The 25,705-nt window shown below is 71.1% G+C and carries 25 protein-coding genes; 10 read left to right on the forward strand and 15 right to left on the reverse strand.

What is annotated here, in order from left to right; genetic code table 11:
- The first annotated feature begins 48 nt into the window (after window positions 1-48).
- Window positions 49-1,584, forward strand: coding sequence for an aldehyde dehydrogenase family protein (locus Plo01_RS29655; RefSeq protein ID WP_203894014.1), 1,536 nt, complete (start codon window positions 49-51; stop codon window positions 1,582-1,584).
- Between the two features lie 122 nt (window positions 1,585-1,706).
- On the opposite strand, the gene Plo01_RS29660 is transcribed toward Plo01_RS29655, so the two are convergent.
- Window positions 1,707-2,027 carry a hypothetical protein gene (locus Plo01_RS29660; RefSeq protein ID WP_203894015.1) on the reverse strand — a complete coding sequence of 107 codons (321 nt, stop codon included), beginning with the start codon at window positions 2,025-2,027 and terminating at the stop codon, window positions 1,707-1,709.
- A 171-nt stretch (window positions 2,028-2,198) separates the two neighbouring features.
- Here Plo01_RS29660 and Plo01_RS29665 point away from each other — a divergent pair, with 171 nt between their 5' ends.
- On the forward strand, window positions 2,199-3,008 hold the full coding sequence (locus tag Plo01_RS29665; protein ID WP_239317314.1) for a class I SAM-dependent methyltransferase: 810 nt from the start codon (window positions 2,199-2,201) through the stop codon (window positions 3,006-3,008).
- A gap of 48 nt (window positions 3,009-3,056) precedes the next feature.
- Here the strand turns inward: Plo01_RS29665 and Plo01_RS29670 are convergent, their stop codons facing one another.
- The 4 genes from Plo01_RS29670 to Plo01_RS29685 form a co-directional block, all read right to left on the reverse strand.
- Window positions 3,057-4,880, reverse strand: a complete 1,824-nt coding sequence (locus Plo01_RS29670; RefSeq protein WP_203894017.1) for a M14 family metallopeptidase — start codon at window positions 4,878-4,880, stop codon at window positions 3,057-3,059.
- 199 nt (window positions 4,881-5,079) lie between these two features.
- Window positions 5,080-5,487 (reverse strand): ATP-binding protein, encoded by a 408-nt coding sequence (locus tag Plo01_RS29675; protein WP_203894018.1) that lies wholly within the window; start codon window positions 5,485-5,487, stop codon window positions 5,080-5,082.
- Between the two features lie 122 nt (window positions 5,488-5,609).
- On the reverse strand, window positions 5,610-8,582 hold the full coding sequence (locus Plo01_RS29680; protein WP_203894019.1) for an AAA family ATPase: 2,973 nt from the start codon (window positions 8,580-8,582) through the stop codon (window positions 5,610-5,612).
- A gap of 13 nt (window positions 8,583-8,595) precedes the next feature.
- Window positions 8,596-9,267: a hypothetical protein gene (locus Plo01_RS29685; protein WP_203894020.1), complete on the reverse strand. Its 672-nt coding sequence runs from the start codon at window positions 9,265-9,267 to the stop codon at window positions 8,596-8,598.
- Between the two features lie 365 nt (window positions 9,268-9,632).
- On the opposite strand from Plo01_RS29685, the gene Plo01_RS29690 reads away from it, so the two are divergent.
- Complete coding sequence (locus Plo01_RS29690) at window positions 9,633-10,031, forward strand: carboxymuconolactone decarboxylase family protein (RefSeq protein ID WP_203894021.1); 399 nt, start codon at window positions 9,633-9,635, stop codon at window positions 10,029-10,031.
- Here the strand turns inward: Plo01_RS29690 and Plo01_RS29695 are convergent.
- A complete protein-coding gene (locus Plo01_RS29695) occupies window positions 10,028-11,218 on the reverse strand; it encodes a PQQ-dependent sugar dehydrogenase (RefSeq protein ID WP_203894022.1) in 1,191 nt (396 codons plus the stop codon). The two genes, Plo01_RS29690 and Plo01_RS29695, sit on opposite strands and share 4 nt — an antisense overlap.
- A 93-nt stretch (window positions 11,219-11,311) precedes the next feature.
- Between Plo01_RS29695 and Plo01_RS29700 the strand changes: the two genes are divergently transcribed.
- Window positions 11,312-12,064 carry an SDR family NAD(P)-dependent oxidoreductase gene (locus Plo01_RS29700; protein ID WP_203894023.1) on the forward strand — a complete coding sequence of 251 codons (753 nt, stop codon included), beginning with the start codon at window positions 11,312-11,314 and terminating at the stop codon, window positions 12,062-12,064.
- Between the two features lie 150 nt (window positions 12,065-12,214).
- Here the strand turns inward: Plo01_RS29700 and Plo01_RS29705 are convergent, their stop codons facing one another.
- Complete coding sequence (locus Plo01_RS29705) at window positions 12,215-13,432, reverse strand: ABC transporter ATP-binding protein (RefSeq protein WP_203894024.1); 1,218 nt, start codon at window positions 13,430-13,432, stop codon at window positions 12,215-12,217.
- Between the two features lie 178 nt (window positions 13,433-13,610).
- Between Plo01_RS29705 and Plo01_RS29710 the strand changes: the two genes are divergently transcribed.
- On the forward strand, window positions 13,611-14,597 hold the full coding sequence (locus Plo01_RS29710) for a LacI family DNA-binding transcriptional regulator (RefSeq protein ID WP_203894025.1): 987 nt from the start codon (window positions 13,611-13,613) through the stop codon (window positions 14,595-14,597).
- A gap of 70 nt (window positions 14,598-14,667) precedes the next feature.
- On the opposite strand, the gene Plo01_RS29715 is transcribed toward Plo01_RS29710, so the two are convergent.
- Window positions 14,668-15,153, reverse strand: a complete 486-nt coding sequence (locus Plo01_RS29715) for a glutathione peroxidase (protein WP_203894026.1) — start codon at window positions 15,151-15,153, stop codon at window positions 14,668-14,670.
- Window positions 15,154-15,627: 474 nt separating this feature from the next.
- Between Plo01_RS29715 and Plo01_RS29720 the strand changes: the two genes are divergently transcribed.
- Window positions 15,628-16,182, forward strand: a complete 555-nt coding sequence (locus tag Plo01_RS29720; protein ID WP_203894027.1) for an aggregation-promoting factor C-terminal-like domain-containing protein — start codon at window positions 15,628-15,630, stop codon at window positions 16,180-16,182.
- Window positions 16,183-16,384: 202 nt separating this feature from the next.
- Here the strand turns inward: Plo01_RS29720 and Plo01_RS29725 are convergent, their stop codons facing one another.
- Window positions 16,385-17,038 (reverse strand): TetR/AcrR family transcriptional regulator, encoded by a 654-nt coding sequence (locus Plo01_RS29725; RefSeq protein WP_203894028.1) that lies wholly within the window; start codon window positions 17,036-17,038, stop codon window positions 16,385-16,387.
- A gap of 88 nt (window positions 17,039-17,126) precedes the next feature.
- Here Plo01_RS29725 and Plo01_RS29730 point away from each other — a divergent pair, with 88 nt between their 5' ends.
- Window positions 17,127-18,242 (forward strand): ferritin-like domain-containing protein, encoded by a 1,116-nt coding sequence (locus Plo01_RS29730; RefSeq protein WP_203894029.1) that lies wholly within the window; start codon window positions 17,127-17,129, stop codon window positions 18,240-18,242.
- 54 nt (window positions 18,243-18,296) lie between these two features.
- On the opposite strand, the gene Plo01_RS29735 is transcribed toward Plo01_RS29730, so the two are convergent.
- On the reverse strand, window positions 18,297-19,730 hold the full coding sequence (locus Plo01_RS29735) for an MFS transporter (RefSeq protein WP_203894030.1): 1,434 nt from the start codon (window positions 19,728-19,730) through the stop codon (window positions 18,297-18,299).
- 99 nt (window positions 19,731-19,829) lie between these two features.
- On the opposite strand from Plo01_RS29735, the gene Plo01_RS29740 reads away from it, so the two are divergent.
- Window positions 19,830-20,324: a winged helix-turn-helix transcriptional regulator gene (locus Plo01_RS29740; RefSeq protein WP_203894031.1), complete on the forward strand. Its 495-nt coding sequence runs from the start codon at window positions 19,830-19,832 to the stop codon at window positions 20,322-20,324.
- A gap of 183 nt (window positions 20,325-20,507) precedes the next feature.
- Here Plo01_RS29740 and Plo01_RS29745 read toward each other — a convergent pair whose 3' ends face one another.
- The 4 genes from Plo01_RS29745 to Plo01_RS41125 all read right to left on the reverse strand — a co-directional run bounded on the left by Plo01_RS29745 (window position 20,508) and on the right by Plo01_RS41125 (window position 23,784).
- A complete protein-coding gene (locus Plo01_RS29745) occupies window positions 20,508-21,290 on the reverse strand; it encodes a hypothetical protein (protein ID WP_203894032.1) in 783 nt (260 codons plus the stop codon).
- 179 nt (window positions 21,291-21,469) lie between these two features.
- On the reverse strand, window positions 21,470-21,808 hold the full coding sequence (locus tag Plo01_RS29750; RefSeq protein ID WP_203894033.1) for a helix-turn-helix domain-containing protein: 339 nt from the start codon (window positions 21,806-21,808) through the stop codon (window positions 21,470-21,472).
- Window positions 21,801-22,166 carry a type II toxin-antitoxin system RelE/ParE family toxin gene (locus tag Plo01_RS29755; RefSeq protein WP_203894034.1) on the reverse strand — a complete coding sequence of 122 codons (366 nt, stop codon included), beginning with the start codon at window positions 22,164-22,166 and terminating at the stop codon, window positions 21,801-21,803. The genes Plo01_RS29750 and Plo01_RS29755 overlap by 8 nt, the downstream gene beginning before the upstream one ends.
- A gap of 226 nt (window positions 22,167-22,392) precedes the next feature.
- On the reverse strand, window positions 22,393-23,784 hold the full coding sequence (locus Plo01_RS41125; protein ID WP_203894035.1) for an FAD-binding oxidoreductase: 1,392 nt from the start codon (window positions 23,782-23,784) through the stop codon (window positions 22,393-22,395).
- Between the two features lie 103 nt (window positions 23,785-23,887).
- On the opposite strand from Plo01_RS41125, the gene Plo01_RS29765 reads away from it, so the two are divergent.
- The gene (locus tag Plo01_RS29765; protein ID WP_203894036.1) at window positions 23,888-24,364 is read left to right on the forward strand and encodes a MarR family winged helix-turn-helix transcriptional regulator; all 477 of its coding nucleotides are present in this window, start codon (window positions 23,888-23,890) and stop codon (window positions 24,362-24,364) included.
- Window positions 24,365-24,418: 54 nt separating this feature from the next.
- On the opposite strand, the gene Plo01_RS29770 is transcribed toward Plo01_RS29765, so the two are convergent.
- Window positions 24,419-25,222, reverse strand: a complete 804-nt coding sequence (locus Plo01_RS29770; protein WP_239317316.1) for an alpha/beta fold hydrolase — start codon at window positions 25,220-25,222, stop codon at window positions 24,419-24,421.
- Window positions 25,223-25,406: 184 nt separating this feature from the next.
- Between Plo01_RS29770 and Plo01_RS29775 the strand changes: the two genes are divergently transcribed.
- A complete protein-coding gene (locus Plo01_RS29775; protein WP_203894037.1) occupies window positions 25,407-25,697 on the forward strand; it encodes a hypothetical protein in 291 nt (96 codons plus the stop codon).
- Window positions 25,698-25,705: the final 8 nt, after the last annotated feature.

Below are 25,705 nucleotides of genomic sequence, written 5' to 3' on the forward strand. Positions count from 1 at the left end.
GCGGGCGGAGAGAATGCGGTTACAACGCCCTAATCAAGGAGGTCAACGATGACCCTCGAGATCGTCTCCGTCATCGGCGGGAAGGACGCGTCCGGCGGCGCCGTCTACGATTCGATCAACCCGTCCCGCGTGGACGAGGTCGTCGCGCGGGTGCGGCTGGCCGACGCGGACACGTTCTCCTCCGCCTGCCGTACGGCCGCCGCCGCGCAGCGGGACTGGGCGCAGGTCCCCGCGCCGGTGCGGGGGCGGGTGATCGCGTCGATCGGGCGGCTGGTGGAGGCCAACGCCGAGGCGCTGGCCCGGCTGGTCACGCGGGAGATCGGCAAGCCGTACGCCGAGGCCCTGGGCGAGGTGCGGGAGATCGTCGACACGTGCGACTTCTTCCTGGGCGAGGGGCGGCGGCTGTACGGGCAGACCGTCCCGTCGGAGATGCCGGACAAGAACCTGTTCACCTTCCGGGTCCCGGTGGGCGTGGCGGCGGTGATCACGGCGGGGAACTTCCCGGTCGCGGTGCCGTCGTGGTACCTCGTCCCGGCGCTGCTGTGCGGCAACGCGGTGGTGTGGAAGCCCGCCGAGTACGCCGCGGCGTCCGCGCACGCGCTCTACCGGCTGTTCGCGGCGGCGGGGCTGCCCGAGGGGGTGCTCAACCTGGTGCTCGCCGACGGTGAGGCGACCTACGCCGGGCTGGAGACGGCGCTGGGCGAGGGCACGGTGCACAAGGTCGGGTTCACCGGTTCCAGCGCGGTCGGCAGGAAGATCGGCGAGCTGTGCGGGCGGCACCTGCAGTCGGCGTGCCTGGAGCTCGGCGGCAAGAACCCGATGGTGGTCCTGCCGGACGCCGACCTGGACCTGGCGGTGGAGGGCGCGCTGTTCGCCGGGTTCGGCACGGCGGGGCAGCGCTGCACCTCGCTGGGGACCGTGATCGTGCACGAGAGCGTCCACGACGAGTTCGTCGCCCGCTACACGCGCGCCGTGGCCGACGCGGCGATCGGCGACCCGGCGGGCGAGGTGCTCTGCGGGCCGCTGCTCGACCACAAGTTCGCCGAGCGCTACGAGGAGTACCTCGGCTGGATCGAGCCCCATCACACGGTCGTGTCGGGCCCGACCGGCCGGATCACGGCGGACAACCCGCGGGGCGGCTTCGACGGCGCGGGCGGCCTGTACTACCACCCGGTGGTCGTGGACGGCGTGCGCGCCGGGGACCGGTTGTTCATGGAGGAGACCTTCGGGCCGATCGTGGGCGTGACCTCGTTCACCACCCTGGAGGAGGCCGTCGAGCTGGCCAACCTGCCGGGGTACGGCCTGTCGTCCTCGATCTACACCACCGATCCCAAGGCCGCCTTCCGGTTCCGCGCGGGCATCGGCGCGGGCATGGTCAGCGTCAACAACTCCACCTCGGGGGCCGAGGCGCACCTGCCGTTCGGCGGGAACGGCAAGTCGGGCAACGGCAGCCGCCAGTCGGGGATGTGGGTGCTCGACCAGTTCACCCGCTGGCAGGCGATGAACTGGGACTACTCCGGCCGCCTGCAGAAGGCGCAGATGGACGTGGCCGAGATCGTCCCCGATCTGGACTACCGGATCTGATCTTTGCCGTTCCCCGGGGTTCCCCTCACCATGATCGCGGCACGCTCACAGGGGGCGTCCCGCAGGGGACGGCCCCGGCCCGTGCGGGACCGCGTGCTGCGGCGCGGTCCCGCACGGCCGCGTCAGTAGAGCGGGATCGACGGGCGGGGCTGGACGGGCGAGTACAGCTGCTCCACGGGCGGGCTGGCGAAGTCCGCCGAGGCGGGCGCGCGCCGCCGCGCGTACTCCCCCTGGGGGAAGACGCTCACCGTGTCCATGTCGCAGCCGGGGCAGTTCGTCCCCGCCCAGGGCGGCTGGACCGGGACCTCTCCCCTCATCCAGACCACGACGTCGTGGCCGTGTCCGTCGGTCATGCGGCGGACGGTGTACTCCTCCTGCCATTCATGCCTGCAGTGCAGGCACTCCAGCGGCCATGTCTCGCGGACGCTGAGTTCCTCGCGCACGCGAACCACCTCCATCGGTGACACCGACGATGGTTCGAGTCTGTGCGCCGTTCACCGTGACAACAAGTACAGAGACGTATGGATTGCGTAATTCTCATATTTTAAGACAAATACTCTCATTTGATGAGACTGCTGTTACGGTGGATCCACCCGATCTTGAGGAGTGGCCCCGTGACACCGAAAGACGCCGTATACACCCACGGCCACCATGAGTCCGTCCTGCGCTCCCACCGCTGGCGCACCGCGGAGAACTCCGCGGGCCACCTCCTGCCGTACCTGGAGGCCGGGATGTCGCTGCTGGACGTGGGCTGCGGTCCCGGCACCATCACCGCGGACCTGGCGGACCGGATCGCCCCGGGGACGGTCACCGCGGTCGAGATCACCGAGGAGGCCCTCGGCCTGGCCCGCGCCGAGGCCGACCGGCGCGGCCTGGCCAACGTCGCCTTCGCCGTCGCCGACGTGCACGCGCTGGACTTCCCCGACGGCTCCTTCGACGTCGTCCACGCCCACCAGGTGCTGCAGCACGTGGGCGACCCGGTCCTGGCGCTGCGCGAGATGCGGCGGGTCTGCCGGCCGGGCGGGATCATCGCGGTGCGCGACAGCGACTACGCCGCCTTCACCTGGTTCCCGGCGCGGCCCGAGCTGGACGAGTGGATGGCCCTCTACCAGAAGGTCGCCCGCGCCAACGGCGGCGAGCCCGACGCCGGGCGGCGGCTGCTCTCCTGGGCCCGCGCGGCGGGTTTCACCGACATCACGGCGACCTCCTCGACCTGGTGTTTCGCGACGCCCGAGGACCGGCGGTGGTGGGGCGGCCTGTGGGCCGAGCGGATCCTGAAGTCCGACATGGCCCGCCAGGCCCTCGACTCGGGCGCCGCCGCCGAGGAGGACCTGCACCGCATCTCGGCGGGATGGCGGGCCTGGGCCGCCGAGGAGGACGGCTGGTTGTCCCTGCTCCACGGCGAGCTGATCTGCCGGGTGTGAGGCGGCGGTACGGCCGCCGGCCATGCGGCGGCCGTACCGCTCGGCGGATCAGGGCTGCTGTGTGATCTTCACGTCGTCCACCCCGGCCTCGACCAGCGAGGCTCCGGAGGCGTCGGCCGCGTCGATCACGATCCGGACGCTCTGCCCGGCGAAGGCGGAGATGTTCGCCGTGGCCGTCGCCCAGGAGCCGTTGCGGTTGGTCGCCGCGCCGGCCTGGTTGAGGACCGTCGAGGTGGTGGCGCCGACGACCCGCACGCGGAAGTAGTCGGCGCTGGAGGCGTTGGAGCCGTGCGCCAGGTACCACGACAGCGACAGGGTCAGCGTCCCGCTCGACGGCAGGGTGATCGCCGGCGACTGGATGCTGGTGACGCCGCCGTCGATGTCGTAGGCGCCCGCCGAGGAGCCCGCCAGACGGCCGGTGACCAGGTCGTTGACGCCGCTGACGGTGGTGCCGAGCTGCTTGGCCCCGCTGGAGGTGGTGGCCTCGGGGTCACCGCGCTCCCACTGCCCGGTGGTCGCGGTGTCGGTGCCCGAGGCGTTGACCGTCCAGCCGGTGGCCGTCTCGAAGGTGTCGGAGTAGACCGTCACCGGCGGCGTGCCGGTCCCGCAGTACTGCGCCTCCTTGCCGATGATCCGGTAGACGCAGTCGGAGTACTCCAGGAAGCGCAGCACCGCCTCCCGGTTGCGGGTGGTCTGCGGGCCGATCTGCTCGTCGGGCGGGTAGAAGCCGGGGCTGGAGCCCGTCGGGTACATCTCGAACGTGAAGCTGAAGATCTTGTGGGCGCCCCACATCCAGTCGTCGATGGTCCCGTCCGTGATGTACAGGTCGCTGGCCTGCTCCGGGGTGTAGCCGTTGGTGGAGGCCATGTTCTGGCCGAGGGTGGCGTGGGCGTCCCGGTCGTCCTGGGTCAGGCCGGGCGCGGTGTCGTTGAAGGTGTAGCCGTACGGCCACAGGATCAGCTCGCTGTAGGTGTGCCAGTCGATGTGCGACTTGAGCTGCTGCACGCCGCCGATCACCCGGCTGCGCACCCAGTTGGCGGCGGCCCGGACCTCGGGCGTCGACTCCGCCGACGGGCCGCGGTAGGTGTCGCTGGAGGCGGATCCGGAGGAGCCGCCGCAGCAGCCCCAGTTGTAGGCCCAGTTGCGGTTCATGTCGGTGCCCACGGCGGACGAGCCCGCGTTGGGCTGGCGGTTCTTGCGCCAGGAGCGGTAGGAGCCCGTGGCGATGTCGTACTCGCCGCCGTCCGGGTTCATGTCCGGCATGATCCAGATCTCGCGGCTGTTCACCAGGTTCGTGATGCGGCTGTCGCTGCCGTAGTTGTCGGTCATCAGGCGCATGATGTACAGCGCCATCTCGACCGTCAGGTGCTCACGGGCGTGCTGGTGGTGGGTGAACAGCACCTCGGGCTCGTTCTCGTCGACCCCGACGTTGTCGCTGATCTTGATCAGGCGGAGCTGCCTGCCCTCGTGGGACGTGCCGTAGTTGGACTGGCTCATGATGGTCGGATGGGCCGCGACCAGCGCGTTGATCTCGGCGTTCATCTCCGCGTAGTTGTGGTAGCCGGAGTCGGCCGGCGGGAAGTCGAAGGCGCGGGCTTCGGGGGATAACGATCTGTCGATCTTCGTGACCTTGTAGCCCAGCTTCTTGATGGCGGCGACCTCGGCCTCCGTGGCGGTGACCACGATCGAGGCGGGGTCCACCTGGTCGATCGCGGCGCCCGTGGCCGCGACCGCGCTGCGCTGCCGGGAGTCGCTGGGACCCTCGACCGTGTACTGGCTGTTGGGCGGTGGCTCGGCCGAGGCGTCCACCCCGGTCATGCCCAGACACAACAGCGCCAGGGCGGCGATTCCGACGATCAGACGGTGTCTCACCGGGTCCTCCTCAGGCGCGTTCTCGGGGGGTTTTCACACGCCTGAACCGAGAGTCAGCTACACCAGTGGATAGGGAAAGGCCCAAATTTCCACCTGAATCCCACCCGGCGTCGCAGACCGTCATCCTCCGGGCCGGCCGCCTCCCGGTTCACTCCGGCGTCGCACCCTCCCGATCATCCGGGCCGCGGGGCCGTACCTCTCAGAAGGCGATCTGGAACCAGACCGTCCGCGGTCCGCGCGAGCCGTCCTGCCTGACCCCCCAGCGGGCGGCGAGCAGGTCGACCAGGAACATCCCCCGGCCGCCCTCCTCGTCCGGCGCGATGCGCACCCGCGGCACGGAATCGGCGGATCCGGCGTCGCGCACCTCCACCGTCACGGTTCCGGCCTCCACCGCCAGGGTCATCGCCACCCGGCCGCCGCCGGCCGACCCGGAGTGGACCACCGAGTTGGTGACGACCTCGCTGACGAGCAGGACCACGTCCTCGAAGGCCGGGTGGCCCTCACCCAGCAGCTCCATGGCGCGGTGCCGGGCCACCGCCACCGACTCGGGCACCCCTCGCAGAGTCACCGTCGAGCGGGGCGGAACGATCTGCTGCCCGGTCACCATGTCCGGCCTCACTCCTGGCGGGCGAACTCCACTGGAGGTCGCGTTCCGAGACGGCGCACTCACTCACGGTGAACTTTTCTATCAAAATCAGAGCGGCTCGTTCCGCCAAAGGGCGCAATCCCTCAACTTCTCCCGCTCCCGGACTCTTCACCGCCCTCCGTACCGCGGTACCCCAGCAGCCGCATGGCGATCTCCGGGTCCATCGCCGCGGCCAGCAGCTGGGCTCGTTCCACCGCGCGGTCCCGCTGCCCCTCGGCCCTGGACCGGGCGGCCTGAGCGCCCCGGACGACCGCGTAGGCGATCCCCGCCACGAGGGCGACCGCCACCGCGGCGACGAACACCCCCAGCAGCGGGCTGGATCCGGGCGGCGCGCCCGCCGTCCGGGCCGCCGTCAGCTGCTCTCCGGTGAGCGCGTACGCGCCCAGGAGAGTGAACGCGGCGAGCGCGGCCAGGCTGGCGGCGACCGTCAGGACGGACCGCACGATCCTGCGCGGCCCCCGCCGCGGGGACGGGGAGATCCCGAAGGGGTCGGGCCCGATCGTCTCGCCGGCCGGGGACGCCGGATGGAGCGGCGAGGCCTCCTTCTTCTCCCAGGACACGAATTCCGGCCCCACTTCCACCGCCGGTCCGAGCGCGGCGGTTTCGAGGGTGGCCGGCGCGCCGTGCCCGTTGCCGGTCACCACCGTGCCCTGGATGACCGCGGCCGGCTCCAGCCGGAGGGCGGTCGCCGGGACGGGCAGCCCGTGCTCCACCCGGTTGTGCTCCCGGTGCGCCCGGGCGGCTTCCAGGTGGTAGGCCTCGATCTCGGCGTAGAACTCGTCCGAGGCGTAGATCGAGCCGTCGACCAGCGGTCCCGGGCGTCGCTCCAGGACCGCGACCACGTCGTCGCCGTTGAGCGTCTTGTGCGTCTCCAGCGCGTGGGCCAGGCAGAGCACCTCCCGCCGGTTCTCCTCCAGGAGGTCCTCCGTCTCCTTCAGCAGGCGCACCAGGTTGTACTCGATCCGCTCGCCGAGCACGTCGGGCACGCTCGCCTGTCTGCCGCCCCGCGGCGGAGGAGTCCCGTGACCGCCGCCGGGCATCGACTTGCCGCCCGAGATCTCCAGCTCCTGCAGGGCCGGCAGGGAGGTGACACCGCGGCCCATGCCCCAGTGCGCCTCCATCAGCGCGGTGAGGTACGTGGCCGAGAACAGGTCACCGGAGACGCCGGAGGAGTTGTCCCCGGCGAAGAACATCCGCTCTCCGGCCAGCGAGGCGAGTGAGACCGTGATGTCGGCCTCGTGCTCGGACTTCCAGCGGGTGAACTGGTCCTCGGGCTTGATGCTGGCCACCATGCCGAGATAGTCGGCGCCCTTCTCGATCGTGGCGACGTCGATCTCCAAGTGGAAGCGGGTGCGGTAGGCGGCCACCGCGTGGCAGGCCTCGTGCACGGCCACCGCGTGCCGCTCCCGCTCGATGTACTCCACGTCCTCGGGCGGGCCGAGCTGCTTGAGCCGCTTGGCGTGCATCACGTCGGACCAGGTGATGACCTCCCGGCCGTCGCGGATCGCGGTGATCAGCGACTCGTTCACCAGGTCCTTGATCGTGGCCCCGGTGGCGTAGGGGGTGATCGTGGCCAGCTTGTCCAGCTGCTCCTCGGTCAGTTCGTGCCGGACCTTGTCGAAGTAGCCGCGGTAGGTGCGCACCCGGCCCGCCTTGGACGGGTAGCCCACCTTGTAGATGCGGTCGATGCGGCCGGGCCGCAGCAGCGCCTCGTCCAGCGCGTTGGGCATGTTGGTGGCCATCATGACCAGGATCCGGTACTTGGGCGGCGGCTTGGGCTGCATGCCGAACAGCCTGCGCACGTAGCGGTTGACCAGGCCGCGCGGCTTCTTCAGGCCGGACAGCTCGGTGAGCAGCGCCTGCAGGGTGCCGGGATCGCCGCCGCCGCCCATGTTGCCGCCCATGAAGAAGCGGTTGCGCGTGGGGTCCGGCCGTTCGTTGCCCGCCTTGCCGGCGAGGAGTGAGCGCGCGTCCTCCGACAGGTAGGTGAAGCCGTGGCAGCCGCCGAGCTGGTCGAGGTGCCCGGCGTGCCCGGCCTTCGCGGAGAACCCGGGCTGCCCGCCGCGGGGCCCCTGCTGCGCCAGCGCGCCGCGGCGGCCGAGGGAGTCGGCCTCGTCGAAGAAGACGATGACGCCGCCGTAGCGCAGCGCGAGCTTGCGCAGCTTGCGGAACAGCGACTTCACCTTCAGGATGCCGATGCCCATGAACATGTTGACGAACGCGCCGGGATCCACGAAGACGTACGGCTTGCCGGTCTCTCCCGCGACCGCCTCGGCCATCAGGGTCTTGCCGGTGCCGGGCGGTCCCCACAGCAGCAGGCCGCTGGGCACGTAGCCGCCGCGCTCCTCGATGGCGTCCGGCTTCTCCAGGAAGACGATGTTCTCCTTGACCCGCTCGACCACGTGGTCCTGGCCCCAGACGTCGGTGAAGCGGGTCTTGATGTCGTCGGGGAAGTAGGTCTCGACGCCGCCGCGCGACAGGAACCAGAACAGGCCGACGAACTGGAAGATGATGAAGAAGAACGCGAACGCCAGCTGCGCGGCGTAGGGCAGCACCGACCACAGCAGCGCCGGGGCCTGGAACAGCGCGAGGGCGGGCGAGGTGTCCAGGATCTGGCCGAGTACCAGGGCGAGGACCGCGATCCAGAACAGCCACTTGAGCAGGCGGGCGATGCGGAAGCGGTTCCAGTCGGAGAAGCGGCGGTGGTTCCAGCCCTCGAACCCGCCGAACACCCGGCGGGTCCAGAAGCCGTGGTACCCGGCGGAGCGTTCACTGATGAGGAAGTGGACCTGCCGCAGGGTCTCGATCCCCAGCAACCAGAAGATCCAGGTGGTCTCGCGCGCGGTGACGATCATCGCGTCCTGGAAGCTCATGATGCCCTCGTAGGAGGCCATCTGGTTCCAGACGAGCACGAAGTAGATGATCGTCAGGATGAGGAGGAACTTGATCCGGTCCCACATCGGCATGCGCTTGCGCGTCAGGGGGTGCGGGTCGTTCGGGCCGGTGCCCGGCGGGCGGAGGCCCTCGACGTGCGAGGTCGACGAGGATGGCTTCATATCCGGGCTCTCCTCACCCGATGGGGCGCTTGATCGTGAAGGACTGCGAGATCTTGTCGAACTCCTGCGCGCGCTTCCGGTAGCAGGCCGCCGAGCAGCGGATCAGCATCATGGAGACCCGCTGGCCGTCGGCGGCCAGGTAGGAGGTGACGTCGAAGGTGTGGATGCCGGCCCCCCGGACCTCGTAGTTGAACCGCACGTGGATCCCGCGCACCCCGTCGCCGGGCTGGACGACCTCGTCGATGAGCGGCTCGAACTTCTTCATCGGATAGTTCGGGAGCTGTGCGGCCTGCTGTCGCTTGGCCGCCGTGAAGGGCATGAAGAAGTCGCGCAGCGAGTTCAGGGAGATCGCGTCACGTTCGGACGGGAGCAGGATCATGGTCCGGACGAGGACGAACGGCTCGTCCGCGGCGCCGAGCCCGTAGAAGTGGAGGACGGAGGGTTCGGCGTGGGCGTCGTAGGCGGCCAGCGCGGTGCGCTGCCTGAGGATCTGGGCCGTCGCAGATTCGGAGTCGCCCGATTCGAAGAAGGCGTGCAACGCCTTCTCGTCGATCTGCCGCCAAGAGGTCGGTAGCTTGAAGTAGGTCTGGCCGTCGTTGAGATTGACGTAGGTGAACTCCGGGCTCCCGCACCCGGCCGTTCCAGCGGTCATGCCGGCGGTGAGCACCACCGCCGCGGTGAACATTGCCCTCGATCTTCTCACCAGGGCTGGACCTCCGCTTTACAGGCCAATGGGGAACTTATGCCCCACTTTTCGGCATCTCTCCCGCTCCACCTCATGATCATCGGAGAAATCTTCACCGAATTTTGGCGTTACATTGACTCTGTTCGTTACAGAACATCAGAGCCGTCCAGTGAACCAATCGAGCCGCCGCCCGCCGTGGATGAAAGCCTCCGTCGGGAGACCCCGGCGCGGCCGGGCAACGTGGACGGCCGGGCAACGTGGACGGCCGGGCAACGTGGACGCAACCCCATTTGTGTGATCTTCGATGGCGCGGGGGACGTCACGCCCGTCCCGCCCCGGCCTGCCGACGGACCCGGAGTTGCCCCATGGACCAGCATTCGGACGAGACCGATCCCGGCCGGCGGACCCGCGGCCTGGAGATCACGAAGCAGGCCGCCGGCCGCGACGCCGACGGCGGGCCCGGCTCCGGCGGCGACTTCTTCTCGATGACGATCGAGCATCTGTTCGCCGAGGTCTGGTCCCGCGACGGACTGTCCGGGCGGGACCGGAGGCTGCTCCTGCTCGGCCTGCTCGTCGGCCAGGGCATGGACGACGCCCTGCAGGTGCAGCTCGACGCCGCCCTGCGGACCGCGGAGCTCACCCCCCGCGAGCTCCGGGAGATCGTCGTCTTCCTCACCCACTACGCGGGCTGGCCGCGCGGGGCCCAGCTCAACGGGCAGGTCGAGGATCTGATCGCCCGATCCGGCCGGGACGGGGAGGACTAGGGGGCGGCCTCCAGGCGGTAGACGGGGCCGGCCAGGCTGAGCGCGTAGAGCTCGCCGCCGTGGTCCTCGCCGAAGGACGACAGCTGCTCGATCCTGCCCAGGTCGCGCCCCTCGCCGGGCTGGTCGGCGGGGGTCGCCTTCACCCAGCCCGCGCAGAAGTCGCCGTAGACGAACCGGCCTGCCAGGCCGGGGAGCTTCGTGCCCCGGTAGACGTATCCCGCGATCACCGAGCAGTTGCCGCCCGTGCCCAGGGGGTACTCGATGACCGGGTCGACCGTCTCCCCCTTGGGGGCCTCTCCCCGGAACGGGTGGCGGCCCTCCCGGAGGTTCCAGCCGTAGTTGCGCCCTCCCTCGCCCGCGGGCTCGAAGTCGACCTCCTCCCAGGCGTTCTGGCCGACGTCGCCGATCCACATGTCACCGGTCCGGCGGTCGAACGTGAAGCGCCAGGGATTGCGCAGGCCGTAGGACCATATTTCGGGTTTCGCGCCCTTCCGGTCCACGAACGGGTTGTCCTCGGGAACGGTGTACGGCTTGCCGCGCGGATCGATCCTGAGGATCTTCCCCAGCCAGGTGTCCAGGTTCTGCCCGTTGCCCTGCGGGTCTCCCCCGCTGCCGCCGTCGCCCAGCGCGATGTAGAGGTGGCCGTCCGGCCCGAAGGCGAGCTGCCCCCCGTTGTGATTGGAGTACGGCTGCCGCTGGGTGAGCACGTCCCTGCGGCCGGTCGCCTTCCGCCCGTCGAAGGCCCACTCGGTGACGTGGCTGTGCCCCTCGCGGTCGGTCCAGTTCAGGTAGAGGAAGTCCTCCTCCGGATGGAACGCCACCCCCAGGAGTCCCTGCTCGTTGCCCCGGCTGATCTCGGCCGAGAGGTTCACGACGGGCTCCTCGGCGACCTTCCCGCCGGTGATCGCCCGCAGCCGGCCGCTCTGCTCGGCGACGTAGAGCGTGTCGTCACCGGGACGCAGGGCCATCGCCACCGGCATGTCCAGCCGGGCGATCTCGGTGAACCTGGGCCGGGCGTCCCCGGACGGCGCCGGCGTCGCCGTGCCCGTGTCCGGGGCGGCGCTCGTGGCGGGCCGGGCCCCGGGCGTGGCGGGCTCGGCGGTCGCGACGGGCTCGCCCGCCGAGCAGGCCGCCAGCACCGCGCAGAGCAGGGCCGCCCCCGCCCCGGTCCGGTAAGAGATCGGCACAGTCCTCATCCTCCATCGTGAAACCGTACTCTCGATGATCCCTTGTACCCGGCCGCCAGCGGGAAGGTTCCGGAAACGTCCTAGACTGCGGTCATGCCTTCCGCACTGATCACAGGCGCGACCGCCGGCATCGGTGCCGCGTTCGCCCGCCGCCTGGCCGCCGACGGTTTCTCCCTCGTCCTCGTCGCCCGCGACGAGAAGCGTCTCGCCTCCTCCGCCGAGGAGCTCCGCCTGCGCTACGGGGTGGAGGTCGAGGTGCTTCCCGCCGACCTGACCGCCGAAGAAGGCCTGACCGCGGTCGAGGAGCGGCTGCGCGGGGGCGTCGACCTGCTGGTCAACAACGCGGGCTTCGGCCATCCCGGAGCCTTCCTCGCGGTGCCCGTCGCCGACGAGCTGCGCATGCTGAAGCTGCACTGCGAGGCGGTGCTCCGGCTGACGCTGGCCGCGCTGCCCGGGATGAAGGAGCGCGACCGGGGCGCGGTGATCAACGTGGCCTCGGTGGCGGCGTTCTTCACCCGCGGCACCTACAGCGCCTCCAAGGCGTGGGTGGTCAACTTCAGCGAGTCCACGGCCGCCGAGCTGACCGGGAGCAAGGTCCGGGTCATGGCGCTGTGCCCGGGGTTCGTGCGCACCGAGTTCCACGACCGCGCCTCGATGGACACCTCCGGCATCCCCGGCTTCCTGTGGCTGTCGGCCGACGACGTGGCCGCCGAGGCCATGCGCGACCTGGCCGCCGGCAGGTGGGTGAGCGTGCCGGACCTGCGCTACAAGGCCATCGTCGCGGTCGGCAGGCTGCTCCCCAGCGGCCTCACCGGCCAGATCTCCCGCCGCCTCGGCCGCCGCTGAGGCGCCGCGGCCGACCCCGCCGCACGGCGTAGCTTTCCGTACGGCGCGGCCGCGCGGCCGCGCGGCCGCGCCGTACCGTTCCGGGCACACGAAAGGACCCGCGCCACGGGAGGGGGTCGTGGCGCGGGTCCAGTCGTCTTGCGGGGATGGTCAGACGCGGGCGCCGGCGTGGCCGATCGACAGACCGGAGGTCGGGTCGAAGAAGTGCAGGTTGTGGGTGTCCACGACCAGCTCGATGTTCTGGCCCGGGCGGACGTGGCTGCGGGAGTTCACCCGGGCGGTCCACAGCGACTTGTCGCCCACCAGCGGGAGGGTGGCGTCCTCGTCGTCACCGGTGTCGGCGGCGGCGACGGTGTCCTGGTGCTGGACGGGCGGGGCGTCGATCAGGAACAGGACGTTGATCTCGGAGCCCAGCTCCTCGGTGACCTCGGCGCGGACCGGCAGGCGGACCCAGCCGCCGGCGTGGCCGTTGGCGGCCACGGAGTCCTCGAAGTCGGAGGGGCGGATGCCCAGGATGACCTGCCGGCCGATGAACTGGTCGAGGCCCGGCTTCTCGGCGAAGGTCGCGTCCGGCACCGGCAGCTTGTAGCCGGCGAAGGCGACGGCCGCGCCGCCGTCCCCGCGGACCAGCTCGGCGTTGACGAAGTTCATCGACGGGGAGCCCATGAAGCCCGCGACGAACAGGTTGACCGGGTTGTCGAAGAGGTTCTGCGGGGTGTCGACCTGCTGGAGCAGGCCGTCGCGCAGGACGCAGACGCGGTCGCCGAGGGTCATGGCCTCGACCTGGTCGTGCGTGACGTAGACGGTGGTCACGCCGAGGCGCTCGTGCATCGTGTTGAGCGAGGCGCGCATGGAGACGCGGAGCTTGGCGTCCAGGTTGGACAGCGGCTCGTCCATGAGGAAGGCCTGCGGCTCGCGCACGATGGCGCGGCCCATCGCGACACGCTGGCGCTGACCGCCGGACAGGGCGGCCGGCTTGCGCTTGAGGTACTGCTCCAGGCCGAGCATCCTGGCGGCCTCGCCGACGCGCTTGGAGATCTCGGCCTTCGGCATCTTGCGGAGCTTCAGACCGAAGGCGAGGTTCTCCTCGACGGTCATGTGCGGGTAGAGGGCGTAGTTCTGGAAGACCATGGCGATGTCGCGGTCCTTCGGCGGCAGGTGGTTGACCACCTTCTCCCCGATGAGGATCTCACCGCCGCTGATGTCCTCAAGGCCGGCGATCATCCGCAGGGCGGTGGACTTGCCACAGCCGGACGGGCCGACCAGCACCATGAACTCGCCGTCCCTGATCTCAAGGTTGAGGCCGTTCACTGCCTTCACGCCGCCCGCGTAAATCTTGTCGACGCTGTTGAGAACGATGGATGCCATGGACAGTCCTTAACGCCTCGGGCCAACCCCGCGTTCACCCGATAGTGGATACGTTTTCATGCATCTCACCTGAATCGGTCACCCGTGTCAAGACTCCTTGAAGTTTTCCCCTGTCACACCGGTTCCCGTTACCTCTCCGCGCTGGAACGACCACGGAAATCATGATGGAATCGTTTCCATGAACGTGCGACGGACAACCATCAAGGACGTCGCCGAGGCGGCGGGGGTCGGGGTGGCCACGGTCTCGCGGGTCCTGTCCGGCGGCTCGGCCAGCCCGGAGACGAGAGAGCGCGTGCTGAACGCCGCGACCCAGCTCGACTACCGGCCCAGCGCCCTCGGGCGCAACCTGCGTCAGCGCCGCTCCGGCGGGATCGGGCTGCTGGTCCCCGACATCACCGACAGCTTCTACGGCCGCCTGGCCGACGGCGTGCTGGCCTGCGCCCGCTCGGCGGGCGAGCCGGTGGTCCTGGGCACGACCGGCGACGACGCCGAGCGCGAGGCCGAGCAGATCGGCATGCTGCTGGAGCAGGGCGTGGAGCGGGTGGTGGCGGTCCCCGCCGGGAACGCGGAGATCTGGGAGCCGACCCTGCGCACCGGGCTCACCATGGTGTTCGCCCACCGGCCGGTCACCGCGCGCGACGACGTGCCCGCCGTGCTCGCCGACGACAGGGCGGGGGTGCGGACCGCGGTCGACTACCTGACGGGGCTGGGCCACCGCCGCATCGCCTACCTCGGCGGCCCCGGGCAGGGACAGCGGGTGGCGGCCTTCCGGCAGTCGGTGGGCGCCCTGCTGGACGAGGAGCTCATCGTCTTCGCGCGGGGCAGCCGCGACTCCGCCTACGCCGCGGCGGCCGGCCTCTTCCAGCACCGTCCCGACCTGACGGCGGTGCTGGCCGGGGGCAACCAGCTGGGCGAGGCCGCCGTGCTCGCCGCCCGGGAGCTGGACCTGCGGGTGCCCAAGGACCTGTCGCTGGTCATGTTCGACGACGTGCCCTGGGCCGAGTTGTGCTCTCCCCCGCTGACCGTCATCGCCCAGCCCGCGCAGGACATCGGCTACCGGGCGGCCGAGCTGGTGCTGCGCGCGGGCGCCCGCCGCCCGCGCGGCGTGCTGCTGCCCACCGAGCTGATCGTCAGGGGAAGCTGCGGCCCGAGACGCACGCCGTAGCCCGGGCGGGGCCGGTCCGCGGTCTCGGGCGGCAGGTGTCGGGGGGTGTCGGGATGTCAGGCGGGAGCGGTCAGAGAGACTTCTCGATCGCCGCCACGAGCGCGGGGTCCTCGGGCTCGACGTTCGGGCGGAACCGGCCCAGGACCTCCCCGTCCCGCGAGACCAGGAACTTCTCGAAGTTCCACTGCACGTCGCCCGCGGCGCCCGCGGCGTCGGCGGTCTCGGTCAGCTCGGCGTAGAGCGGGTGGCGGCCCTCTCCGTTGACGTCGGTCTTGGCCAGCAGCGGGAAGTCCACGCCGTAGTTCACCGCGCAGAACTCCTGGATCTCCTCGGCGGTGCCCGGCTCCTGGCCCAGGAACTGGTTGCACGGGACGCCGACGACGGTGAACCCGCGGTCTCCGTAGGTCTGCTGGAGGCGGACCAGACCGGCGTACTGCGGGGTGAGCCCGCACTTGGAGGCCACGTTCACGATGAGGAGGGACCTGTCGCCCGCGAGCTCGGCCAGGGTGGTGGGGGCGCCGGAGAGGGTTTCCAGGGAGATGTCACGAATGCTCATGGGCAGAGAGTAGTAAGCCCCCCGGATGCTCCGGACGGCCGGGCGGCACGCCGGAGCGCACCCGCCCGAACTCCCGCCCACCGGGGCATCCGCGATCCAAACCCCATGACGGGGCGATCTTTTTCCCGACCGGCCGCCTCCCGGGGTCCGTCCCGGCCAGCGACTCCCCCCACAACCGCCGCCCGATTGCGAAGATCCGGTAAACAGCTCCCCTTGTCGTGTCGCAACCGCCCTCGGCGGGCCCGGCCTCGTACTACAAACCGCCTAGAGACACCGCCGCGGTGTCGCGCCGGAAGCAGGCCGGCGTGACCACGCGGGCATCCCACGTGCGAGCCACGGACGGGGGACCGCCGAGCGGGCGATGGTCACCGTGAGCCGCATGAGTCGCTTCGAGTCGTTGTCACTCGTCGCGGGTCGTCGCGAGCCGCCGGTTCCTCGCCCGCCTCCCGCACGCGGCCTTACGGAAGGACGGAGATGAGCAGTAACCGCGTTCTGCGCACCGCGGTCGTGACCGTGATCGCCGCCTCCACCGTGGCCGGGTCCACGGCGGCCGGCCAGGCCGAGGCGTCCACCGGGCGGGCTGGGGAAGAGCCCGCCGGGGCGGTCCAGGACGAGCGGTCCGGCCAGAAGGTCCACCAGAGCGTGTGGTCCTCCACCCGCCGGATCCACCGGGGGGTGTGGACGACCGAGGCCGAGCCTCGGAGCAGGCCGCGCGCGAAGACCGCCAAGGGCAGGAACAAGGCGATCGCCTTCCGCCTCGTTTCCCGCCGGGCGTGGTCCGACGACCAGTTCCGCTGCCTGGACAATCTCTGGACCAGGGAGAGCAACTGGAACCACCGGGCGCAGAACCGCTACTCGGGTGCCTACGGCATCCCCCAGGCCCTGCCGGGCTCGAAGATGAGCGGCAGCGGCACGGACTGGCGGTCCAACCCCGCCACGCAGATCCAGTGGGGTCTGCGCTACATCAAGGGCCGCTACGGGTCACCGTGCGGCGCGTGGGGCCATTTCCGGGCGAGGAACTGGTATTGATGAGGAACAGGTACTGAAGAGGAACCGGTACTGACGGCCGGGAGTGCCCAGGGGAAGGGAGCACTACCGGCGGACGCCCGGGGTCGCGCGCGCGGCCCCGGGCGTCGTCTTTCCCCGATCTTCTCCCGCGCTCAGCCGCTTCCCGCGCCCGCCCCTTCGGCGCTCGTCACTTCTTCCCGTGCTCACCGGCTTCCCGCGCTCGTCACTTCTTCTCGCGCTCGTTGCCGTGCTCGCGCCGTACGGCGATGGCCTGGACGAGCAGCTCCATCCCGAACTCGAACTCCGCCTCGTGGTCGCACGAGCTCAGCTCCGCCGCCAGGACGTTGATCTCGGGGAACAGCGCCGGGTCCACCCTCTCGAAGTCCGCCTGCGTGTTGTGGACCGGGGCGAAGGTCGGGGTGACGCCGACCTCCCGCAGCAGCGAGCCCACGATGTAGGCGATGAACATCCGCAGGATGCGCACCGCCTCCTCGCCGCCGAAGCCGGCGCTGCGCAGCGTGGCGAGCGCCCGCTCCACCGGGAGCAGACCGGCGGTCGACTGGAGCTGGCGGCTGACCACCACCATCGTGCACCGGGGATAGTGGTGGGCGATCTGCCGGAACGCCCGCGCCTGCATGCGCACCCGGTCGGTCCAGTCGGCGTCCGGGTCGTCGGTGAACTCGATCCCCGACAGCACCGTCTCGGCCACGGCGTCCAGCAGCGCCGCCTTGTTGGGCACGTGGTTGTAGAGCGACATGACGCCGACGCCGAGGTCGGCCGCGATCCTGCGCATCGACACCGCGTCGGCGCCCTCGCGCTCGATCAGGTCGATGGCTGCGGCGACGATGCGCGGGCGGGACAGCGGCTCTGCGGGCATGGCCCCATTCTCCCCCAGCCCATTGACGGACGTACACCGTACGTGCCACGCTCCAGACATACGTACGGTGTACGTCTCTGGAGGTCGAATGTCGACGCATGATCTCTACACGATCCCGGCCGAGCTCTCCACGTGGGACGTGGAGGCGGCGGGCGCAGCCCGGTTCACCTGGGAGTACGACGACGGCAGGGACCGCATGCTCGCCCTCTACCAGAAGGGCAAGGACAAGCAGTGGGACTCCGTCAAGCGCATCGACTGGGACCTTGAGGTCGATCCGTACAACGTGCTCGGCATCCCCGACACCACGATCGCCATCTACGACACCCCGCTGTGGGACCGGATGGACGAAAAGCAGCGCCAGGACGTGCGCCTGCACAGCGCGGCCTGGCAGTTCTCCCAGTTCCTCCACGGCGAGCAGGGCGCGATGATCTGCTCGGCCCGGATCGTCGAGTCCGTCCCCGACCTCGACTCCAAGTTCTACGCCGCCACCCAGACGATGGACGAGGCCCGTCACGCCGAGACCTACGCCCGCTTCCTGCAGGAGAAGGTCGGCCTGGCCTACCCCATCAACGAGCACCTCAAGGCGCTGCTGGACAGCACCCTGAGCGACTCCCGCTGGGACATGCCGTACCTGGGCATGCAGGTGCTCATCGAGGGCCTGGCCCTGGCCGCCTTCGGCGTGATGCGCGACATCACCACCAAGCCGCTGCCCAAGCAGATCCTCGCCTACGTGATGCAGGACGAGGCCCGCCACGTCGCCTTCGGCCGCATGGCGCTGCGCGACTACTACAGCAACCTCAGCGAGAGCGAGCTGCGCGAGCGCGAGGACTTCGTCATCGAGGGCTGCTACCTCATGCGCGACCGCCTGCGCGGCCGGGAGACGTGGGAGACCATCGGCCTGAGCAAATCCGAGGTCGCCCAGGCCATGGAGGCCGTGGACCAGTCGGAGTACCTGCGGTTGTTCCGCTCCCTGCTGTTCAGCCGCATCGTCCCGTGCGTCAAGGACATCGGCCTGTGGAGCCCCCGTCTCCAGCAGGCGTACGCCGACATGGGCGTGCTGGACATGGCCGGCCAGAGCCTGGACGCCCTGATGCGGCAGGACGAGGACATCGCCGACAAGCTCGACGCCGAACGCTTCGCCGCCGAGGAGGCCGAGCGCCACGCGGAGGTCGCCGAGACCATCTCCCTCGGCGCCGAGTCCTGACCCGGGTCCCGCCACCGGACCCCGGGCCGGGAATCAGCCGTCAGACGTCACACGTCAGGCGGAGGCGTTGACGGAGACGGGCTCCGCCGGAGGAACGGGACCGGCGGTCCCGCGGGTGCGGAGCCCGGAGGCGACGACGATCGCGCCGAGGACCGCGGCCACGACCGGGACGACGAGGGCGGAGCGGAGCGCGTGGAGCTCCGAGCCGCCCCCGCCCAGCACCGCGACGTTGACGGCGGTCACCGCCGACAGGCCGAGGGCCGTGCCGAACTGGATCGCGGTGTACAGCAGGCCGCCCGCCAGGCCGTGCTCGTGCTCCGCGACGCCCTCGGTGGCGGCCATGGTCAGCGGGCCGTACGCCAGGGAGAAGGCCAGGCCCAGGAGGACCATGGTGGGGAGCATGGCGGCGTAGGCCCAGTCCGCCCCGACGGGCAGGAACAGCGCGTAGGCCAGGACCGCCAGAACCAGCCCGCCCAGCAGCACCCGGACGTTGCCGAACCGGTTCACCAGCCGCGGTGTCAGGGTCGGGGCCAGCACCGTGTCGACGCCGACCACCAGCATCGCCAGACCCGTCTGCAACGTGCTCCAGCCGCGCAGTTCCTGCAGGTAGAGGGTGACCAGGAACTGGAATCCGGCGAAGGAGCCGATGAACAGCAACGCCGCCGCGTTGGTCCGCACGAGGGGTCCCGAGCGCAGGATGCCCAGCCGTACCAGCGGGCCGGCCGACCGCCGCTCGATCACCACGAAGGCGGCCAGCAGCGCCAGACCCGCGGCGAACGCCCCCGCCGTTCCGGCCCGGCCCGCGCCGGGGTCCTCCAGCCGGACCACCCCGTACACCAGCAGCAGCATCGCGCCGGTGACGCTGAACGCGCCGGCCAGGTCGAAGCCGCCCGCCGTCCTCTCCGGCGCCCCCGTGTCCCGCACGAGCGGCACGGCGGCGGCCAGGATCACCGCCGAGAGGATCACTGGGGCGAAGAACACCCAGCGCCAGCCGAGCGAGGCCAGCAGGCCGCCGGCGACCAGGCCGAGCGAGAACCCGCCCGCCGCCGTGGCCGCGTAGACGCCGAGCGCCCTGACGCGCTGCGGGCCCTCGGGGAAGTTGCCGGTGATCAGCGCCAGCCCGGCGGGGGCCATGAAGGCCGCCGCGACCCCGGTGACGAACCGGGCGACCAGCAGCATCCAGCCCTCGGTGGCCAGCCCGCCCAGCCCGGAGAAGACCAGGAAGACGGCCAGCCAGGACAGGAACATCCGGCGGCGGCCCAGCAGGTCGGCGGCGCGTCCTCCCAGGAGCATGAAGCCGCCGTAGCCGAGCACGTAGGCGCTGACCACGCCGCTGAGCATCCCCGTGGACAGGCCGAGATCGGCCCGGATCGACGGCAGCGCCACGTTCAGCATCGCCACGTCGATCCCCTCCAGGAAGATCGCGCCGCACAACACGAACAACACTCCCCGGGCACGCCCGTCCATGCGGCCGCTCGATGGTGACATGAGCCGACTCCTCTCGGTGCACACCGAACCGGCCGGTTACGTAGATGCCTGCCGGTTCCCTCTTGTAACCGACAGCATCTTCAGTCACCCTTTATGACCATGGAAGACGGCACTTCGAAGTCCCTCGGTTCCTGCGGGGATACCGACGACGACTATGACGTTCTCCAGTGGGACACGCGGGAGGACTGCGAGGTCCGGCAGATCCTCGACCGGATCGCCGACAAGTGGTCGCTGCTGGTCATCGCCCTCCTCGACCGGCGCAGCCTGCGCTTCACGGAGCTGCGCCGCACGATAGACGGGGTCAGCCAGCGGATGCTCACCCGGACGCTGCGCCAGCTGGAGCGCGACGGCCTGGTGAGCCGCACCGTGCACCCGACCGTCCCGCCCCGGGTGGACTACGAGCTCACCCCCCTCGGCTCCACCCTGCACGCCACCATCCGCGCCCTGGTGACCTGGACCGAGGAGCACCAGAACGAGATCGCCGCCGCCCGCGCCGCCTACGACGTCCGCGCGGCGGCCGAGCAGGAGGCCGCGGAGCGGGAGGAGGCCGAACGGCAGGCCGTCGCCCGGCGGGCCCTCACGCTCCCCGCATGACCGGCCCGTGGGCGGCGGAGGCGATCAGGCGGCTGGACGAGGAGAGGGAGCGGGCCGGGGTCACGCCGCTGCGCGAGTTCCGCAGACGGTTATCGCGGCACCGTCCAGTCTTCGGCGACCAACCTGACGAGCTTCGGCATCTCACCGGTGACCACGGAACAGGGCGCCTCGTGGCGGGAGGGCTCAGAGGAGGGTGCGCAGGCCGTCGAGGAAGGTCTCGCGTTCGCGGGCGGTCAGGGTCTCGTACGGCGCCGCCGCCCGGCGGTTGGTCTCGGCCTCGATCGCGTCCCGGTCGGGTCCGGGGGGCATGGCGACGATCTGCCCGGCGGTGAGGCCCGCCCCGCTCCAGGCGGCGGCGTGGGCGTCGGCGCGGTGCAGCCGCAGTGCCGCCAGCCGGTTGAACAGCAGCACCCCGTCGGGGGTCCCCGGCGGCTCGTGGGGCGGGGAGACCTGCGCGAAGGCCGGGCCGCCGCCGCGGGCCGCGGCGGTCAGGAGGCGTCCGGCGAGGCCGGTCAGGAGCGGGAGCCGGTCGGCGTGGGCCGCCCACAGCCCGGCGGTCGCCGCCGCGTGGATCCCGTACAGCTCCGCGATGAACGCCAGGGCCCGGTCCGTGGCGCGGAGCACTCCGCGCCCGCCGGATGCGCCGGGCGTGGCCGGCGGGCCGGAGCCGCCGGGCGCGGCGCCGTCCCGGACCTGGTCCTCGATCAGGATTCCCTGTGCGATCTGCGCCGCGATCCATGCCTCGTCGACGGGGGCGTAACGGTAGACGGCGGCGAGTCCCTCGCGGGTCAGCGGCCGGACGGGGAGCACGTAGCGCAGGTCGATCAGGAGGCCGGCGTCCAGGCCCGACCTCGTGACGAGCTCCTGGACTCGCCGCCCGCTCGCCGCGTGCACTCCGACGTGGACGACGTCGATCACGGGGGCGATCTCCGCGGCGTACCCGGCGAGCTCATCAAATGGCGACATAGGGCGATATCTTGCCGCAGCTGCCCTGTTCACCGCCCCGCCTGCGCCGGACCGGCACGGGACTCCGGAGGGCCGACCGGTGCGGCGGCCCGTCCGCCGGGCGGCGGGGCGGCTCATCCGGCCGCGTGGACGCCGGCGGCCGGCGCGGGCCGGGGCGACCGGGCCGACGCGTGGTGCTGTCACCCCGTACGGCGTCCACGAGGGGCGTCCAGGAGCATCATGGATTCCCCGAAGTCAGCAACGATCTTCAACTGACCCCCGAGGGCCGCCACATAAGCCGCCAGGGTGGCCACCTCACTGATCACTCCGCTCTCGATCTGCGAGATTCGCGCCTGCGAGACTCCCATCGCCTTCGCGACGTCCTCCTGACGCAGACCGAGTTGCCTACGCGCCTCGGCCAACCGGTAGGCCCGCTGCTGAGCGATCAGTTCATCACGAAATTCGGCAACCTGAGGCTCGTCCTCCGGCTGGATGAGTTCGGCCCGCAGTTCCTCCCAGGTCACGCTCTCGTCACTCATCATTCCTTCTTTCCATGTGCCGGGCGAAGCGCTCTTCCGCAGTCTTAATCGCCTTGTCGTACCAACCGTCCCAATCTTCCGACTTGTCGCCGGTAACCAGGAAAACCGCCTGACGCCAGGGATCAAAGACGAAGATCATTTGCACCTCACTTCGCCCACGCGATCCAGGTCTGAGCTCCTTGAGATTACTGAGGGCGGATCCCCGAAGCGTGTCGACCAGCGGCCGCCCAAGACCTGGCCCTTCATCAGCGACCCGGTCCAAGGCCGCAGCAATCAGCCCAAGCGCCTGCCGATCGGTCCTCCGGAGCTCATGAAGCCAGTCGCGAACTTCTGGGACGACGACTATCTGCCAACTCACCTCAGCATAATAAATTTCTTATGCAGTCCCAAGGGGGTGTTTGGCAACTTTCGGCAATCGTCTAACTACATAGAGCAATAGTCGGCGGCGATCGGGACCCTCGTCAGCCCGCACCACAAGGGAGAGGCATGGCCCGCCTTCGTGGAGGACGGGGCGTCGGTCGCGCTCCTGCAGTGTGATCCTCGAAACAGCTGGTATTTCCCGCTGTACGGCGCGGCCGGGTGGTTCATCCGGCCGCGTGGACGCCGGCGGCCGGCGGGGCCGGGGGGATGACGTGCCCGAGGTTGAAGGTGGTGTCCGGGTCGTAGACGCCCTTCACCTCGGCCAGCCGCCGGTGGTCCGCAGCGGTGTAGGCCGTCGCGGTCCTGGTGGTGTCGTGCAGGAAGTTCAGGAAAGCGCCGCCGGTGGCGTGGGGGCGCAGTTCGGCGGCCAGGCCGGGAGCCTCGGAGTCGACGATCACCGACAGGGCCGTGTCGCGGTGGCCGACGGGACCGGCCCCGGGCGCGGGACGGGCCATCGCGCCGCCCCAGTGCCGCACCTCCACCGTCGTCACCCGCTCCGGCGACCCCTCCGGGTCCGCGGCGCGCACCAGCGCGCCGATCACCGGGTCCGGCAGTTCCTCGAACAGGTCCACCTGCCGCGGGGCGGTGCCGCCCATCGACGCCTCGGCGTAGGGCGTCGTACGGAAGTCGTCGAGCAGCACCGGGCCCGCGGCCCGCCACAGCGGCGCGAGCGCCCGCCGGGCCTTCCCGGCCTCCCCGGCGTACATGGCCTTGATCGCCAGGACGCGCCTGCCGCGCACCGGCTCGGGGGTCTGCGGGGTGTCGGGCATCCGGGTCAGCAGGATCGCGGTGCTCAGCTCGTCGGGGGCGCCGGCGATCCAGTCGCGGTAGAACGCCAGGGTCTCGGCCGCCCGCTCGACCGGGAAGCAGGCGGTCCCGGCGTGGACCCGGGCGACCGGGTGGAGACGGAACTCCAGCGAGGTGACCACGCCGAAGTTGCCGCCGCCCCCGCGCAGCGCCCAGAACAGGTCGGGGTGGCTGTCGGGGCTCGCCGTCACCATCCGGCCGTCGGCGGTGACGACCTCGGCGCGCAGCACGCTGTCGGCGGCGAAGCCGTACCGGCGGGCCAGCCAGCCCAGCCCGCCGCCGAGGGTGTAGCCGGTCACGCCGACGTCCGGCGAGGACCCCGAGAGCGGCGCCAGGCCGAACGGCGCGGCGGCGGCCAGCACCCGGCCCCACTGGGCGCCGGGAGCGACCCGGGCGACGCGCCGCTCCGGGTCGATCAGCACGCCGGCCATGCCCGTGGTCTTCAGCAGCAGGCCGCCGTCGCAGGGGACGTGGGTGCCGTGCCCGGTCGCCTGGATCGCCAGCGGAAGACCCTGCTCGCGCGCCGTGAGCACCGCGGCCCGCACGTCCTGCGGCCCGGCCGCCTCGGCCACCAGCGCGGGCCGCGGGTCGGTCACCGGGAACAGCGGGCGCCGCGCCACCTCGTAGCCGGGCTCTCCGGGCAGGTGCAGGGTCCCGGCGAACCGGCCGCGGAGGCGGCGCGCCGCACGGGTCACCGCGGAGGACGCGGCGGGCGGCGCTGGCGGAGACACGATCACTGACGCGGCCATGGCGGTCGTCCTTCCGGAGGGTTATGCGATCAACGTGCTTTCACGATATAGTCCTGATTCAGGACAGTCAAGAATCAGGACTAATTTTCCGGAGGGCACGGCCATGCGGCGGAGCGAGCGCAAACGACAGGACCCCGACCTGGGGATGCTGACCGGCCAGCTGCTGTTCCTGGTGCAGCAGGAGCTGTTCGAGACCCTCGCCGAGCAGGGGCACCCGCATGTCCGGCCGCGGCACGGGGCGGTGCTGGCCTATCTCGACGCCGAGGGCGTCCGGGCCACCGAGCTGTCCCGGAGATCGGGCCAGCGCAAGCAGATCGTCGGCACCATCGTCGACGAGCTGGCCGAGCTCGGTTACGTGCGCCGCGAGCCCGACCCTCAAGATCGGCGGGCCAAGCTCATCGTGCCGACGGAACACGGGATCGACGAGATCACCAAGGCGGACGCCATCCTGGCCGCCATCGAGCGGCGGCACGAGGAGGCGCTGGGCGCCCAGGTCTACGGCGACTTCAAACGCGTCCTGCGGCAGATCGCCCGGCTCCAGCGCTCCTGGCGTCAGGAGCCCGCCCCCGCGGACGGCTGACCGGGCCCCGTGCAGCCACGCCCGCGATCGGACGGTCCCGGCTCCCGCCCGGTCCTACCGCGCGCCGTCCTCCCGGGAACATCCGGTCAGGAAGGCGCGCAGCTCGCCGGCGAGCCGTTCCGGGGCCTCCTCGGCCATGTGGTGGCCGCTCTCGATCGGGCCTCCCCGCAGGTCGCCGGCCCAGTCCCGCCAGATCGCGAGCACGTCGCCGTAGAGGTCCTCCAGGTCGTCCCGGGTCGCCCAGAGCACCAGGACCGGGCATCCGACGCGGCGGCCCGCGGCCCGGTCGGCGTCGTCGGCCGCCCGGTCCGGGCCGAGCCCCGCCCGGTAGTCCTCGCACATCGCGTGCACGGTCTCCGGGTCGTGCAGCGCCCGCCGCAGGTCCTCGTAGGCCTCCCGGCCCATCGTCCCGGGGTCGAGGCGGTACCAGGCGTCCGGGTCGGCGTTGATCACGCGCTCGGCGGGCTTGGCCGTCTGCCCGAGGAAGAACCAGTGCCACCAGCTGCTCGCGAAGGCCGCGTCGCAGCGCGCGAGCGCCTCGCCGATCGGGACGGCGTCGAGCACGGCGAGGCGGGTCACGGCCCGCGGGTGGTCCAGCGCAAGCCGCTGGGCCACGTACGCGCCCCGGTCGTGACCGGCCACGGCGAAGCGCTCATGGCCGAGCGCGCGCATCAGCGCCACGCAGTCGCGCGCCATGGCCCGTTTGGAGTAGGGCTCGTGGTCGGATGTGCTGGGCGGCTTGGACGACTGCCCGTAGCCGCGCAGGTCCGGGCAGACGACGGTGAACTCGGTGGCGAGCAGGGGGGCGACGCGGTGCCAGGTGGCGTGGGCGCGGGGATGGCCGTGCAGGAGCAGCACGGGCGGTCCGGAACCGCCGTGCCGTGTGCCGTACCCGCAGCTCGGCCTCTCCCACATCGACGCGCTCGTCGGCGAAACCCTCGAACATCCCATCCGCCCTGCCCGGGATCCGGCCCTCCAGTACGGCGGGCGCCGACGGGCGGGGAATCTTGCCGGGGGAATTCATCGAACGTAACGTTCGGTCATGAGTGTTGTGCACCAGCCACGCGTGGCCTGGGAGGGCGCGCGCGCCTTCGTCGCCGCGGCGGACTCCGACGCCTACTGGTGGCTCACCGACGCGGTGGGGCGCTCTCTCGGAGCCGTGTACCAGCTGAACCTCGCCGAGACGCGGCTGCGCCTGCGGCGCGAGGACGCGGTGTTCGCCGAGACCGGGGCCTGGCGGGTGCGGCTGGAGGACCTGCTGCGCGCCCGTCCCGAGCTGGCGCCTCTCCTGGTGCGGCTGACCGCGGAGACGTCCGGCCGGCTCCTCCGCTGAAGACGCGC

The organism is Planobispora longispora, assembly GCF_016863135.1.
GTDB lineage: Bacteria > Actinomycetota > Actinomycetes > Streptosporangiales > Streptosporangiaceae > Planobispora > Planobispora longispora.

What these genes read in the sequence shown, in the direction of transcription:
- Plo01_RS29740 (WP_203894031.1), top strand. Translation starts at nt 19,830, where the DNA reads ATGGAAGACGGCACTTCGAAGTCCCTCGGTTCCTGCGGGGATACCGAC.
- Plo01_RS29765 (WP_203894036.1), top strand. Translation starts at nt 23,888, where the DNA reads ATGCGGCGGAGCGAGCGCAAACGACAGGACCCCGACCTGGGGATGCTG.
- Plo01_RS29675 (WP_203894018.1), bottom strand. Translation starts at nt 5,487, where the DNA reads ATGGTGACCGGGCAGCAGATCGTTCCGCCCCGCTCGACGGTGACTCTG.
- Plo01_RS29735 (WP_203894030.1), bottom strand. Translation starts at nt 19,730, where the DNA reads ATGTCACCATCGAGCGGCCGCATGGACGGGCGTGCCCGGGGAGTGTTG.
- Plo01_RS29680 (WP_203894019.1), bottom strand. Translation starts at nt 8,582, where the DNA reads ATGAAGCCATCCTCGTCGACCTCGCACGTCGAGGGCCTCCGCCCGCCG.
- Plo01_RS29700 (WP_203894023.1), top strand. Translation starts at nt 11,312, where the DNA reads ATGCCTTCCGCACTGATCACAGGCGCGACCGCCGGCATCGGTGCCGCG.
- Plo01_RS29750 (WP_203894033.1), bottom strand. Translation starts at nt 21,808, where the DNA reads ATGAGTGACGAGAGCGTGACCTGGGAGGAACTGCGGGCCGAACTCATC.
- Plo01_RS29745 (WP_203894032.1), bottom strand. Translation starts at nt 21,290, where the DNA reads ATGTCGCCATTTGATGAGCTCGCCGGGTACGCCGCGGAGATCGCCCCC.
- Plo01_RS29690 (WP_203894021.1), top strand. Translation starts at nt 9,633, where the DNA reads ATGGACCAGCATTCGGACGAGACCGATCCCGGCCGGCGGACCCGCGGC.
- Plo01_RS29710 (WP_203894025.1), top strand. Translation starts at nt 13,611, where the DNA reads ATGAACGTGCGACGGACAACCATCAAGGACGTCGCCGAGGCGGCGGGG.
- Plo01_RS29775 (WP_203894037.1), top strand. Translation starts at nt 25,407, where the DNA reads ATGAGTGTTGTGCACCAGCCACGCGTGGCCTGGGAGGGCGCGCGCGCC.
- Plo01_RS29725 (WP_203894028.1), bottom strand. Translation starts at nt 17,038, where the DNA reads ATGCCCGCAGAGCCGCTGTCCCGCCCGCGCATCGTCGCCGCAGCCATC.
- Plo01_RS29720 (WP_203894027.1), top strand. Translation starts at nt 15,628, where the DNA reads ATGAGCAGTAACCGCGTTCTGCGCACCGCGGTCGTGACCGTGATCGCC.
- Plo01_RS29730 (WP_203894029.1), top strand. Translation starts at nt 17,127, where the DNA reads ATGTCGACGCATGATCTCTACACGATCCCGGCCGAGCTCTCCACGTGG.
- Plo01_RS29655 (WP_203894014.1), top strand. Translation starts at nt 49, where the DNA reads ATGACCCTCGAGATCGTCTCCGTCATCGGCGGGAAGGACGCGTCCGGC.
- Plo01_RS29685 (WP_203894020.1), bottom strand. Translation starts at nt 9,267, where the DNA reads ATGTTCACCGCGGCGGTGGTGCTCACCGCCGGCATGACCGCTGGAACG.
- Plo01_RS29705 (WP_203894024.1), bottom strand. Translation starts at nt 13,432, where the DNA reads ATGGCATCCATCGTTCTCAACAGCGTCGACAAGATTTACGCGGGCGGC.
- Plo01_RS41125 (WP_203894035.1), bottom strand. Translation starts at nt 23,784, where the DNA reads ATGGCCGCGTCAGTGATCGTGTCTCCGCCAGCGCCGCCCGCCGCGTCC.
- Plo01_RS29715 (WP_203894026.1), bottom strand. Translation starts at nt 15,153, where the DNA reads ATGAGCATTCGTGACATCTCCCTGGAAACCCTCTCCGGCGCCCCCACC.